This is a genomic window from Devosia salina (assembly GCF_019504385.1).
GTDB classification, from domain to species: Bacteria; Pseudomonadota; Alphaproteobacteria; order Rhizobiales; family Devosiaceae; genus Devosia; species Devosia salina.
On sequence record NZ_CP080590.1, the window covers coordinates 940898 to 954426 of the forward strand.

The window sequence follows — 13529 nt, forward strand, 5'->3', positions numbered from 1 at the left end:
AGGCTCGCTGACATGGGTCGGACGGTTTTAGCAGCCCATCCGGCCCAGCACTACTCCGGCTTGCGCAGGAGATAGGTATCCATGATCCAACCGTGTCGCTTGCGCGCTGACGTACGGGTAGAGACAATGCGCTCGGCCACATCGCCCAACCGCCCGGACACCAGGAGCTGGTCTGGCGTGCCGAGATAGGCGCCCCAGAAGATTTCGAGATCCGGGTCCGCCTCAAGGAAGGCCATGCGCCCGTCAAGCATCACCACTGTGTCCATCTCGACCGGTCCAAGCCTCCGGCCCGGGGTGAGCAGCACAGGCTCCCCGATGCGGTTCAGCGCGATGCCATGCGCGGCGGTGAGCGCCTGGATGGCGGTGATGCCCGGAACGACTTCGATCCTGACTGGCTCGCTCACCCGTTCGAGAATGCGCAGGGTGGAATCGTAGAGCCCCGGATCCCCCCAGACGAGGAAGGCACCGGTGCCCTCTGCCGGCACATCGGCAATCAGCAGGGCAAAGATGTCGGCGAGCGCCGCATGCCAATCCGCCACACCGGCCTCATAGTCGCCGTTCGCGGCTTCCCGGCGGGGCACCGCGTAGCCGATCTGGCGCGGGTCGGTTTTGCGGACGAACCGATCGATGATTTCACGACGAATCTCGGCGAGATCGGATTTGCTCGCGCCCTTGTCGGGCACAAACAACACATCAGCCCGGTTGAGCGCTTCGATGGCCGCAACCGTCAGGTGATTGGCGCTGCCGGTGCCGATCCCGACGACGAGAATGGTTTTCATGCGCGTGCCCTGACTGAGGTGGTGCTCTGGGAATGGCAGAGCACTGGCCACCATGCAAGAGCGTCGCTATTCCGCGTCATCCTTGACCGCTTCCATGGACACATGGGTGGATGTGTGGGCGACGTGGGGCAGGGCGGAAATCTTCTCGCCCAGCACCTCGCGATAGGCGGCGATGTCCTTGGTCCGCACCTTGAGCAAATAATCGAAACTGGAGGCAATCATGTGCGCCTGCTCGACTTCAGGCAGGGCGCGGACCGCCTCGTTGAAGGCTTCGAGCGCTGCCTTGCGCGTATCGCTCAGGCGCACCTCCACAAAGGCGACATGGGGCAAGCCAAGCCGTGTCGGGTCGATGACGGCGCGATAACCCAGGATATAGCCGCTCTGCTCGAGACGCCTGATGCGCGCCTGGCAGGGAGTCTTGGAGAGATTCACCCGACGGCTCAGCTCGGCAATGCTGATGCGGCCGTCGCGTGCCAATTCCTCAAGAATGCGGCGATCGATCTGGTCCAATGGACCAGCGGATGGGACCTTCATAGGCGTTTCATCTCACAAGAAGCCAAAAAATGTGCCGACAGGATCTGTGGACACCATACATCGGGCGAAACGCCTGTTTCAACTCTGTCATCATGGGTCCTCTGATCAGGATTGACCCCATGCCAGACATTTCGCCCCGCATCGAACTCCGTTCCCGCCTTCTTGCCGACGAGACCACCCTCGTGCGCGATCTGATCGAAGCGACGGGACTCGATGCCGCCCAGCGGACAGAGATATCTCGACGGGCCGCACAACTGGTCGAGGCCGTGCGCAGCGGCTCAAGGCTCGGGCTGATGGAGAGTTTCCTTTCGGAATATGGCCTCGATAGCGACGAAGGCCTGGCGCTGATGTCGCTGGCTGAAGCCCTGCTGCGTGTCCCGGACAGCGAGACCATCGACGCTCTCATCCACGACAAGGTCGGCGGTGCCGATTGGGCCAGCCATTTCGGCGGCTCGCCCAGCCCGCTGGTCAATTTCTCCTCCTGGGCTCTGAACCTGACGGCGGATGTGCTGGGCGATCCCGAGATTGGCCCGAAATCGGCGCTGCACCGCGCCGTGGCGCGGCTGGGTGAGCCTGTCATTCGCACCGCTGTCGGCCACGCCATGCGGTTGATGGGCAGCCAGTTCGTATTCGGGCGCACCATCGACGAAGCCATTACCCACGCCAGGAAACCCGAGGCACTTGGCTACCGCTATTCCTACGACATGCTGGGCGAGGCAGCGCGCACGGCTGACGACGCAAAGCGTTATTTCGACGCTTACCTCAACGCCATTAACGCACTTGCTCCGCACTGCGTCCACGGCTCGGTGCGCGACAATCCGGGGATATCGGTCAAGCTCAGTGCGCTGCATCCGCGCTACGAGTTTGCCCAGCGCGACCGTGTCATGACCGAGCTGGTGCCAGCCACGCGCAGGCTGGCGATGGCAGCGGCCAAGGCGAACATGGGGTTCAACATCGATGCCGAGGAAGCCGATCGGCTCGACCTGTCGCTCGACGTGATCGAGGCGGTGCTGGAGACGCCTGAACTGGCCGGCTGGAACGGCTTTGGCGTTGTGGTTCAGGCCTATGGCAAGCGCGTGCTGCCGCTCATCGACTGGCTCGAGACAACGGCCGAACGTCTGGATCGGCGGATCATGGTGCGACTGGTCAAGGGCGCCTATTGGGACGCCGAAATCAAGCGGGCGCAGGTGCTCGGCCTGCCGGGCTACCCGGTCTATACCCGCAAGGCAGCGACCGACGTCAGTTACATCGCGGCGGCGAGGAAGCTGTTCGAAGCGCCCCATATCTATCCGCAATTCGCCACCCACAATGCCCATACGGCGGCGGCCGTGCTGCATCTGGCGACCGAAGCCGGGCGACTTAACGATAGCTACGAGTTCCAGCGGCTGCACGGCATGGGCGAGCAATTGCATGAAGTGCTGCGCAAGAACCACGCCACCACCACGCGCATCTATGCCCCCGTCGGCGCGCACAAGGACCTGCTTGCCTATCTGGTACGGCGCCTGCTCGAAAACGGCGCCAATGGCTCCTTCGTCTATCAAATCGCCGATGACGACATTCCGGCCGAGACGGTCGCGGAGGATCCCATCGGTAAGCTGCTGGGCCTGGGCGAGGCCATCCCGAACCCTGCTATCCCGCAGCCTTTTGCCATCTTCGCGGGTCGGCGCAGTTCCGCGGGGTTGGACCTGACCGATCCCGTGGCTTTCGAAGCGATGGAGACAGCGCGCGGTTCGTTTGCAAAACATCGCTGGCAGGCGCACAGCCTGGGCGCCATGGACGGCGCAGGGGGGCAAGCCAGGCCGGTCATCAACCCAGCCAATCATGCCGACACTGTTGGGGCGGTGACGGAAGCCAGTGCGTCGCAGGTCGGTCAGGCAATTGCTACGGCCAGCGCCAGCAAGTGGGCCGATGTGCCGGTTGCTGAGCGGGCGGAAATGCTGCGGCGAACGGCTGACCTCTATGAGGCCAATGCCGCCGAGTTCTTTGCGCTCCTGGCGCGCGAGGCGGGCAAGAGCTGGGCCGATGCGGTCGCCGAACTGCGCGAAGCCGTTGATTTTCTTCGCTATTACGCCGAGGAAGCGGGCAAGCTCACTGCACCGCCGCGCGGGCCATTCGTCTGCATTTCCCCTTGGAACTTTCCGCTGGCGATCTTCACCGGACAGATCGCAGCGGCCCTGGCAACCGGCAATCCGGTTCTGGCCAAGCCGGCCCCGCAGACCCCGCTCGTGGCCTTCCGGGCGATACAATTGATGCATGAGGCCGGTGTGCCCGCAGATGCGGTGCAGCTCCTGCCGGGCGGCCCGGAGGTTGGAACGCTCCTGACGTCCAATCCCGCCATGGCCGGGGTCGCCTTCACGGGTTCGCTGCCGACCGCGAGGCGGATCGAGCAGGCAATGGCGGCACATTTGCCACCCCATGCGCCCTTGATTGCCGAGACCGGTGGGCTCAATGCCATGGTGGTTGATACGACGGCGCTGACCGAGCAGGCGGTGCGCGACATCATCGCCTCGGCCTTCCAGTCGGCCGGGCAGCGGTGCTCGGCTTTGCGCATTCTCTATGTCCAGGATGACGTTCATGAACATACTCTGAACATGCTCAAGGGCGCGATAAATGAACTGGTGCTTGGAGACCCCTGGAAGCTCTCGACCGATGTCGGCCCGATCATCGATGCGGCGGCACGCGACAAGATCGCGGCCTATATCGCGGCGCGACAGGACAAGGTCCTGCACCAGCTTCCGGCGCCCGCGGGCGGCACCTTCATCGCCCCGACGGTGGTCGGGGTCTCCGGGATCGAGGACATGCCCGAGGAAATCTTCGGCCCGGTCCTGCATGTGGCGACATTCAAGGGCGACGAACTCCCCAAGGTCTTTGCCGCCATCAATGCCTCTGGCTACGGGCTGACCTTCGGCATGCACACCCGCATTTCCTCGCGCGTGAAGCGGCTGGCGACAACGGTCCATGCGGGCAATATCTATGTGAACCGCAACCAGATCGGCGCCGTGGTCGGCAGCCAGCCCTTTGGCGGCGAGGGTCTTTCGGGCACCGGCCCCAAGGCCGGTGGGCCGCATTATTTGCCGCGCTTCACCCAGGGTGGCGGCGACCTGCAGGACCGCGTGCTGGACCTGCCGGGGCCGACCGGCGAGAGCAATCGCCTGCATGTGGTGCCGCGTGGAACCCTGCTCTGCCTCGGTCCGACGCCGGACGATGTGGCGACGCAGATGGAAATGGCCGAGCGCTGCGGCTGCGGCATCGAGACCGCCGAGGTCGACCTCGAGCGCCTGCGCAGCGGCAGCGGCTTCGATGCGGTCGCCTGGTTCGGCGACGAGGCGGGGCTCAGGGACATTCGCCTGGCCCTGGGCCAGAGAACCGACGCCCTGCTGCCCATCCTCGCCGGGCCGGCCGATATCGGCCGCCTGCAGCTCGAACGTCATGTCTGCATCGACACAACGGCCGCGGGCGGCAATGCGTCGCTGATGGCTGCAGCAGTCTGACCCGCTGATACAAGAAAGGCCCGCAGGAGCGATCCTGCGGGCCTTTCACTTTCAAAAGTGCCGCTTACTCGGCGATTTCCGCGTCGCGGAAATAGGGCACGTTGAGCGGCGAGCGCCAGAAGCCGGTCACTTCCGGGCTCATCATCATGTAATTGTAGCGGTGGTACTGGGGCAGGATGACGTGGTCGTTCATCAGAATAGCCTCGGCCTCACGCATGGCGTCACGCGACGCGGCCTCGTCCGATGCGGACTTGGCGGCTTCAATTGCGGCGTCATAGTCCGCATTGGACCAGTTGTTGAGGTTGTTGGCGCTGCCCGTCACGAAGTTGTCGAGGAAGGTCATCGGGTGCGGATAGTCTGCGCCCCAGCCCATCTGCGCGATCTGGTACTCGACCTTCTGCACTTCCGGGTAATAGACCTGCCACTCGGTCGCCTGGATGGCGACGTCGATATTGAGGTTTTCCTTCCACATCTGCTGAATGGCTTCGAGCAGCTTCTCGATCGGCGGCGACGAATAGGTCACGAACAGGGTTTCGGGGAAACCCTCGCCATTCGGGTAGCCGGCCTCGGCCAGTTCGGCCTGGGCGCCTTCGACGTCCGCCGTTTCCGACAGACCGAAAGTGTCACGGCCTTCGGTGAAGTCCTCGCCGGCAAGGCCCATGCCCGGGGGTACGAGGCCCAGGGCCGGCGTGTCGGCTGACTGCAGCACGAATTCGATGATCTCCGAGCGGTCAATGGCCATCGACAGGGCCTTGCGCACATGCAGATTATCGAGCGGTGCCTGATGCGGGTTGAAGAAGGCATAGGTGGTGCCTAGTGCCGGCACGATCATGAACGCGTCCGATTCCACCGAAAGGCGCGGAATTTCCGGCGCCGGAACCGCCTCGATGCCATCGACATCCCCGGCCTCGAAGGCAGCCAGCGCGGTCGCCGGATCGGGGATCAGGCGGAAGGTGAGCTTGTCGAGGCTGACTTGGTCGGCGGCGTAATAGTTCGGGTTCTTTTCGAACACGACCGACTCGCCTTGATTGAATTCGGTGACGCGGAACGGGCCGGTGCCGATAAAGGTCGCCGGATCGCGGGTCCAGCCTTCCGGGTCGGCCGAAACGACATCTTCGCGGACCGGATAGAAGGTCGGGTAGTTGAGCAGTTGCAGCATGTAGGGCACGCGCTGCTTGAGGGTGAAGGTCAGCGTCTTGTCATCGGGTGCAGAGATGGCGATGGCTTCGGCATCACCGCCGCCAAAGGCCTCTTCCGCGCCCACGATGTGGTAGAGCATCTGCGAGTTCATCGCGCCCGAAGCCGGGTCGAGCACGCGCTTCCAGGCATAGACGAAGTCAGACGCCTTGACCGGCTCGCCGTCCGACCACAGCGCATCGCGCAGATGGAAGGTGTAGGTCAGGCCGTCGTCCGAGATTTCCCAGCTCTCGGCCAGGGCCGGGACCACTTCGCCATTCGCATCCAGGCGGATGAGGCCCTCGAAGGTGTTGCCGATGATCGGGGCGGCAAAGGTCTCGGCGGTGGTGCCGGGATCGTATTTGGCGCTTTCATTATTGACCACATAGGTCAACTCGCCGGCGGCGAGGGCCGCGCCCGTGCTGCCCAGCAGGGCCGCTGTCACCAGCGGCAGAACCGTGTTCTTCATTCGCGTTCTCTCCTGTTGTCGGGGATTCTATGCCCCGGTGGATTGTTGCGCCAGTTCCCCGGCGAAGTGGCAGGCGGAGAGATGTCCGCCGCCAACATCGGTCAGCGGCGGGTCGACCCGCGCGCAGAGATCGGTGGCCATCGGGCAGCGCGTCCGGAAACGGCAGCCCGAGGGTATGTCTATGGGGCTCGGAATTTCGCCCTGCATCGGCTCGGCGGCGCGCGCAGCCTCAGGATCCGGAACCGGAATGGCCGAGAGCAAGGCGCGCGTATAGGGATGGCTGGGGCGATGATAGAGATCGGCGCTGGACGCGAGCTCGACGATCCGGCCCAGATACATCACCCCGATCCGGTTCGAGATATGCCGGACCATGGAAAGGTCGTGGGTGATGAACAGATAGGTCAGGCCCAACTCGGCCTGCAGGTCCTCGAGCATGTTGACGACCTGCGCCTGCACCGACACATCGAGTGCCGAGATCGGTTCGTCGCAGATGACCAGGTCGGGCTCCAGCGCTATGGCGCGGGCAATGCCAATGCGCTGGCGCTGGCCGCCGGAAAATTCATGCGCAAAGCGGTCCGCCGAATCTGCGGGCAGGCCAACGCGGTCGAGCAGGTTGGTCACCTTCTTGCGGCGCTCGGCAGGAGTGCCCACGCCGGCAATGTCCAGCGGCTCGGCAATCAGCTCGCCCACGCTCATGCGTGGATTGAGGCTGGCATAGGGGTCCTGGAAGATCATCTGCACACGGCGCCTGAATGTGCCGATCTGGCGCTCGCTGCCTTTGCCGACCTCCTGGCCGTCAAACACGATGCTGCCCGAGGTCGGCTCGTGCAGGCGAATGACCGTGCGTGCCAGGGTGGACTTGCCACAGCCCGACTCTCCAACAAGTCCCAGCGTCTCGCCCTTGATCAGGTCGAGATCGACGCCATCGACGGCGCGCAGGACCGGCTTGGGCGTGAACGGCGGCGAGGACAGGCGGAAATGCTTGTGCAGGTTGCGGAGCTGGAGAAGCGGCTGGGTCATGCGACCACCTCGTGCACGGCGTCCACCTTGGGTGCGTCGGGGTGTTGCAGCCAGCAGCGGGACTGATGACCTTCACCAAACAAGGGTGGCAATTCGGCAAGGCACCGGGTCATGGCATGCGGGCAGCGCGGCGCAAAGGGGCAACCAAGAGGCGGCGCCAACATATTGGGCGGGCTGCCCGGAATGGGCGTCAGGCGTCTATGGGTATCGTCGCGCAGGTCTGGCACGGCCCCGAGGAGACCCACCGTATAGGGATGGCCTGGAGCGGCGAACAGTTCGCGCACCGGTGCCGTCTCCATGACAAGCCCTCCATAGAGCACCAGGACGCGGTCGGTGACTTCCGCGATGACGCCGAGATCGTGGGTGATGAGAATAACCGCCATGCCCAGCCGCTGCTGCAAATCCTTGAGCAGGGCCAGAATCTGGCGCTGGATGGTCACATCGAGCGCCGTTGTGGGCTCATCGGCAATCAGCAGCCTGGGTTCGCAGGCCAGGGCAATGGCAATCATCACCCGCTGGCGCATGCCGCCGGAAAACTCGTGCGGGTAGAACTTGAGCCGCGCAGCGGCGGAAGGGATGCGCACCAGCTCGAACAGCTCGATGGCGCGTTCACGGGCCTGAGGGCGGCTCAAAGGCTTGTGTCGGAGGATCGCCTCCATGACCTGCTCGCCGACGGTCAGGGTCGGATTGAGGGAGGTCATCGGGTCCTGGAAGATCACCCCGATGCGGTTGCCGCGCAGGTCTGACAGGGCATCTTCGTCGAGCGAGAGCAAATCCGTGCCCTCGAAACTGGCGCTGCCCGACTTGATGCGGCCGCCGGCCTTGAGCAGGCGCAGCACGGACATGCAGGTGATCGATTTGCCGGAGCCGCTTTCGCCCACCAGTCCCAGGATTTCCCCGGGACGCACGTCGAAGCTGACGCCGCGCACGGCCTGCACCTCGCCTCGGCGGGTGAAGAAGGACGTCGCCAGATCGCGAACTGAAAGAACGGCCTGACTCATCCGCGCAACCTCGGATCAAGGGCGTCGCGCAGACCATCGCCCAGGAAATTGAAGGCGAACATGGTCAGCGATATCGCTGCCGCCGGGAAGAACAATTGATGCGGATAGGTGCGCAGGGTCTCGACCGCTTCGGACGTGAGCGAGCCCCATGAGGCCAGGGGCGGGGTCACGCCGAGGCCGATGAAGCTCATGAAGCTCTCGATGAAGATGGCCGACGGGATCAGCATGGTAAGCGTGACGATGATCGGGCCGATGGAATTGGGCAGCAGGTGCCGGGTGAGAATGCGGGCCGGCGAGGCGCCCATGGTGCGGGCCGCCGCGACATAGTCCTGGCTTTTGAGGCTCAATATCTGGCCGCGCACGATGCGGGCCATATCGACCCAGAACACCGAACCGATGGCCACGATGATCGACAGCAGCCCACTATCGAAGACCACCATCAGCAGCACGACATAGAGCGTGAGCGGGATGGTGGAGATGATCTCGACAATGCGCATCATTACCGCGTCGACACGACCGCCGACATAGCCGGCAATGCCGCCATAAAAGACGCCGATGAAGAAATTCACCAGCGTTGCGACGAAGGCGACGGTCAAGGAAATCTGCGCGCCATAGAGCTGGCGGACCAGGATGTCGCGGCCAAGCTGGTCGGTGCCGAACAGATAGGTCCGGTTCCAGCTCCAGCCTGAGGGGCGCAGCTCGGTCCCGTCCTCGAGGAGCAGGCGGGCCGGCAGCTTTGAATAGTCCAGCGTTACGGCCTGGTCGCCAAATTCATAGGGCTGGTTCTTCTTGAGGATATCCTTGCGACCGCCGCGCAGCAGGCCAAGCACATGCCCTTCGGCATCGACCTCGTAGAGGTTGAAATTCGAGGCATTGAGGAAGAAGCGCGTGACGCTGCCGTCGGTCTGGGCCACGGCATATGTCTCGAACGCCGGCGGGATATTGGAGAGCTTGAGATCCTGCCGGAAATAGGTGTGCGGGGAAAAATAGGGTCCGAAAAAGGCCGCCAGCACCAGCGCGACGATGAACACTATGGAAATGACAGCGGGCTTGTTGGCCCAGAGGCGCCGGCGCACCTCCTGCCCATAGGTGGGGGCAGGTGGTGGCGCAGCCGCCATGGCCGCGCCCGGCGGCACCTTGGCCCACATCTCTGGAGCGATCTCGTTCATGCGGCCGCCTTGGTCAGCTTGATGCGCGGGTCGAGCCAGACATAGAGCAGGTCGACGATGAGGATCATCACCATCAGGATTGCGGCATAAAAGATCGTGATGCCCATGATGGCGGTGTAATCGCGATTGGTGATCGAGAGCACGAATTGCCGGCCGATGCCGGGCAGGGCAAAGATCTGCTCGATGACGAAGGACCCGGTGACGAGGTTCGCCACCACCGGCCCCAGCACGGTAACGACCGGCAGCAGCGAATTGCGCAGGCCGTGCTTGAAGAGGATTTGCCCCGGCTTCAGCCCCTTGGCGCGCGCGGTCGTCATGTAGTCCTGCTCCAGGGTTTCGAGCAGGGAGGACCGCGTCAGGCGGGAAACGAAGGAAATCCAGAAGCCCGAAAGCGCAAAGACCGGCAGGAAATAGCCGCGCCAGTCATCCAGCCCGAAGGTCGGCACCCAGCCCAGGCGCAGCGCGAAGACGTAAAGCGACACCGTGGCAATGACATAGCTCGGTATGGCAACGCCCAGCGTAGCAATGAACATGACCGTGGTATCGGGCCAGCGATTGCGATTGAGCGCGGCGATGACGCCGAGCGGCACGCCCAGCGCCACCACGCAGATGACGGCCAGCAGGCCCGTCTGCAGCGTGACCGGCAGCCCGGCCGCGATCATCGAATTGATCGACACGCCGGGATATTTGAACGAGGGGCCGAGGTCGAAACTGGCGATGCTGCCCAGATAGTTCAGATATTGCTGCCAGATCGGCAGGTCGAGGCCGTATTTGGCGTTGAGTGCCGCTGCGATCTCGGGCGCCAGCATGCGCTCGGACACGAAGGGACCACCGGGCACGGCGTGCATCAGAAAGAAGGTCAGTGTGATGATGGCAAACAGGGTCACCGCCATCATGCCCAGGCGTTGGGCCAGATAGCCGATCATTCCCCACAGCCCATCAACTCACGGCAGCGCTTCACCGCGTGCCCCCTCTGCTCCACGGCCTATTGCAGCACTGGCCCAGCAGCAACTCAAGTGGGTGGTAAAAATTTTTTGCTGGAAAGTGAAATTTTTTACAGGCCTAATCTATTGATCAGACACCGAAATGCCGGCGCAGGATGAGGAAGACGGCGGTGGCCGGAATGATGAGATCGGCCGCTCGGGCGATTGCCTCCGGGCCGTAACGGCCCTCTTCGTCGAGCGCATTGATGGTGCCGATGAGTTCATTGCCCAGCATGACCGGGACGCTGAGCGAGGCATTGCAGCCCAGGGACCGGATGAGGGCGAGATCGGGAAACTGCCCTTCCATCCCTGCGGCGGTGTTGATGGCGGTGATCCGGCGCTCCGTCCGCATGGCTTCGAACCAGTCGTCGAGCACGATCGGCTTGGTGCCCAGAACCGGATAGACCTCCGGATGGCTCGAATAGACACGCCGCACCTGCATCAGCGGCATCTCGATGGCGGTGAGCGTGAACAGCCGGGCGCCGATCAGCCCGTCGGCGAGCGCGTGCAGCGCTGCACCCGCCGCCAGCGGATCGGTATTGCGGGCCAGGGCTTCCTCGAAGCTGCGGAATGCGGTGTCGCGCGCGGTGCCGCTCATGCCTTCGGCTCCCGCGTCTGCGCCACCAGCACGGCCAGCTTGGCCGGGATGGAGAGGATTTCGCGCACCATCTGCACGCGTTCGGGCGTGTAATAGCCCTCGACATCAAGGATGTTCATGGTGGCGATCAGTTCGTCGCCGAGGATGATCGGCATGTTGATGACCGACTGGCAGCCCAGCGAATTGATCAATTCGTGGTCGAAGAAGACCTTGGCGATATCCGCGATGGTGTTGGCCACGAAATACTGGCGCTGCTTGTGCACGACGTCGAACCAGGGGCCGTAGTTGATCGGCTTGGTACCGGAGGCCGGGTAGTTCACGGGATCGCTGGTATAGGCGCGGCGGGCGACGTCGGCGGCCATGTCGACCGTCATGATGGTGAAGAGCCTCGCGCCCACGCTGGCCTGGGCGAGGTCCTGCAGCGCCTTGTAGGCGGCGTCGGCGCTCTTTGCCTGGGCAATCGCGGCATCGAAGGCGGCAAGGGCAGGGGTGTGGTCAGTCATTTGGTCGTCCTTGGTCATATAGGCATAGGTCCGGCGGGCACCGGCCTTATCCTCCCCGCCAGGGGGAGGGAGTGGCATCGCGCTTGTCGTGCTTACCCACCCTCTGTCGCGGCGAGCAATTCGCGCGAATAGGGTTCCTTGAGGTCACCCGCCTTCAACTGCGCCACATCGGCAATCTCGACGATGCGGCCCTGCTTCATGACGGCAAGCCGGTCGCAGAGGAAACTGACGACCGGCAGGTTGTGGGTAACCAGAAGGAAGGTCAGGCCCTGTTCGCGCCGGAGGCGCTTGAGCAGGTTGAGGATTTCGGCCTGCACGGAGACGTCGAGCGCCGAGGTCGGCTCGTCGAGCAGCATGACCTTGGGCTCGAGCATCAGCGCGCGGGCGATGGCCACGCGCTGGCGCTGGCCGCCGGAAAGCTGGTGCGGAAAACGGAAGCGAAACCGCTGATCGAGACCGACCGCCGCGAGCATTGCATCGACGCGTTCCCCGCGATTGCCGATGCCATGGATGGCCAGCGGCTCGGAGAGGGCGGAATCGATGGTCTTGCGCGGATGCAGGGACCCGTACGGGTCCTGGAACACCATCTGCACCTGCCGCGACACGGCGCGATCGACGCCATGGCTGCGCTGCCGGCCCATGATCGATATGTCGCCCGTCCATTCCGGCGCCAGGCCGGCAATGGCGCGCAGAATAGTGGACTTGCCGGAGCCGCTCTCACCCACCAGCGCAAAGCTTTCGCCTTCGGGAATGCTCAGATTGATGCCATGGACGATCTTGGTGTCGCCATAGGAGATGTCGAGATTGGTGAGGTCGATGGCGTTCATGTGCCGGCCCATTGCGTGCGGTCGAGCACGGGAAGTTCGTCGCGGGTTTCATTGATCACCGGCATGGCGGCGAGGAGACCACGCGTATAGGGATGCTGCGCGTTTTCGAGCTGCCCCGCCGCGCATTCCTCGACCACGCGCCCGGCATTCATCACCAGGATACGGTCGCAATAGCGGCTGACCAGATTGAGGTCATGGCTGATCAGGATCAGCCCCATGCCCTTGTTGCGCACCAATTCGTCGATAATGTCGAGCACCTGGGCCTGGACAGAGACGTCGAGCGCCGAAGTCGGTTCGTCGGCGATCAGCAGTTCGGGTTCAGGGATCAGCATCATGGCGATCATGATGCGCTGGCCCATGCCTCCCGAAACCTCGTGGGGGTAAAGGTTCACCACGCGCTCGGGATCGTTGATGCGCACGGCATGCAGCATCTCGATGATGCGGGCCTGCACGTCGCGGCGCGGCAATTTCTGGTGCGTGACCAGCGCTTCGGCAATCTGCTCGCCCACGGTCATCACCGGATTGAGCGAGAATTTGGGATCCTGCATCACCATGGAGATGCGGGCGCCGCGGATGGCGCGCATCTGCTTTTCGCTCTGGGAGAGGATGTCGATGCCGTCGAATTCGAGCCGGTCGGCACTGACCTCGCCCGGCTTGCGGATGAGTTTCAGGATGGATCGACCGGTCATGGATTTACCCGAGCCGCTTTCGCCCACAATGCCCAGGCGCTCGCGGCCAAGGGTGAAGGAGAGGCCCTTCACCACTTCGACGCGGCCCGAATGGGTGGGGAAGCTGACGCGGAGATTTTCGACGGTGAGGAGGGGGGAGGTCATTTGTTCCCTCCAATGAAAACGAAGCCTTTTGCGATGGTCTCCCTCCCCCCTTGAGGGGGAGGGCTGGGGAGGGGGGTGGTCCAGTGGATCACTGATGGACCCCCACCCTCATTCCCTCCCCTCAAGGGGGAGGGATGCAATGGAGC

12 protein-coding genes are annotated in these 13529 nt (G+C 63.6%); 1 reads left to right on the plus strand and 11 read right to left on the minus strand.

The annotated features are described in order from the left end of the window. Positions 1-50: 50 nt before the first annotated feature. Together cobF and K1X15_RS04480 are read right to left on the minus strand one after the other, a co-directional pair. Positions 51-779 carry a precorrin-6A synthase (deacetylating) gene (gene cobF, locus K1X15_RS04475; protein WP_220306283.1) on the minus strand — a complete coding sequence of 243 codons (729 nt, stop codon included), beginning with the start codon at positions 777-779 and terminating at the stop codon, positions 51-53. A 66-nt stretch (positions 780-845) separates the two neighbouring features. Further along, positions 846-1313 carry an Lrp/AsnC family transcriptional regulator gene (locus K1X15_RS04480; protein WP_220306284.1) on the minus strand — a complete coding sequence of 156 codons (468 nt, stop codon included), beginning with the start codon at positions 1311-1313 and terminating at the stop codon, positions 846-848. 119 nt (positions 1314-1432) lie between these two features. Between K1X15_RS04480 and putA the strand changes: the two genes are divergently transcribed. Then, positions 1433-4804, plus strand: a complete 3372-nt coding sequence (gene putA / locus K1X15_RS04485) for a bifunctional proline dehydrogenase/L-glutamate gamma-semialdehyde dehydrogenase PutA (protein WP_220306285.1) — start codon at positions 1433-1435, stop codon at positions 4802-4804. Between the two features lie 64 nt (positions 4805-4868). On the opposite strand, the gene K1X15_RS04490 is transcribed toward putA, so the two are convergent. The 9 genes from K1X15_RS04490 to K1X15_RS04530 all read right to left on the minus strand — a co-directional run bounded on the left by K1X15_RS04490 (position 4869) and on the right by K1X15_RS04530 (position 13383). Next, positions 4869-6449, minus strand: coding sequence for a peptide ABC transporter substrate-binding protein (locus K1X15_RS04490; RefSeq protein WP_220306286.1), 1581 nt, complete (start codon positions 6447-6449; stop codon positions 4869-4871). A gap of 27 nt (positions 6450-6476) precedes the next feature. Further along, complete coding sequence (locus K1X15_RS04495) at positions 6477-7469, minus strand: ABC transporter ATP-binding protein (RefSeq protein ID WP_220306287.1); 993 nt, start codon at positions 7467-7469, stop codon at positions 6477-6479. After that, positions 7466-8470, minus strand: coding sequence for an ABC transporter ATP-binding protein (locus tag K1X15_RS04500; RefSeq protein WP_220306288.1), 1005 nt, complete (start codon positions 8468-8470; stop codon positions 7466-7468). Before K1X15_RS04500 ends, K1X15_RS04495 begins: the two co-directional genes overlap by 4 nt. Next, the gene (locus K1X15_RS04505) at positions 8467-9639 is read right to left on the minus strand and encodes an ABC transporter permease (protein WP_220306289.1); all 1173 of its coding nucleotides are present in this window, start codon (positions 9637-9639) and stop codon (positions 8467-8469) included. The genes K1X15_RS04500 and K1X15_RS04505 overlap by 4 nt, the downstream gene beginning before the upstream one ends. After that, positions 9636-10565: an ABC transporter permease gene (locus tag K1X15_RS04510; RefSeq protein ID WP_220306290.1), complete on the minus strand. Its 930-nt coding sequence runs from the start codon at positions 10563-10565 to the stop codon at positions 9636-9638. The genes K1X15_RS04505 and K1X15_RS04510 overlap by 4 nt, the downstream gene beginning before the upstream one ends. 148 nt (positions 10566-10713) lie before the next feature. Further along, a complete protein-coding gene (locus K1X15_RS04515; protein ID WP_220306291.1) occupies positions 10714-11220 on the minus strand; it encodes a GAF domain-containing protein in 507 nt (168 codons plus the stop codon). Next, complete coding sequence (locus tag K1X15_RS04520) at positions 11217-11723, minus strand: GAF domain-containing protein (RefSeq protein WP_220306292.1); 507 nt, start codon at positions 11721-11723, stop codon at positions 11217-11219. The genes K1X15_RS04515 and K1X15_RS04520 overlap by 4 nt, the downstream gene beginning before the upstream one ends. A gap of 92 nt (positions 11724-11815) precedes the next feature. After that, complete coding sequence (locus K1X15_RS04525; protein WP_220306293.1) at positions 11816-12550, minus strand: ABC transporter ATP-binding protein; 735 nt, start codon at positions 12548-12550, stop codon at positions 11816-11818. Continuing rightward, complete coding sequence (locus K1X15_RS04530; RefSeq protein WP_220306294.1) at positions 12547-13383, minus strand: ABC transporter ATP-binding protein; 837 nt, start codon at positions 13381-13383, stop codon at positions 12547-12549. Before K1X15_RS04530 ends, K1X15_RS04525 begins: the two co-directional genes overlap by 4 nt. Positions 13384-13529 lie beyond the last annotated feature (146 nt).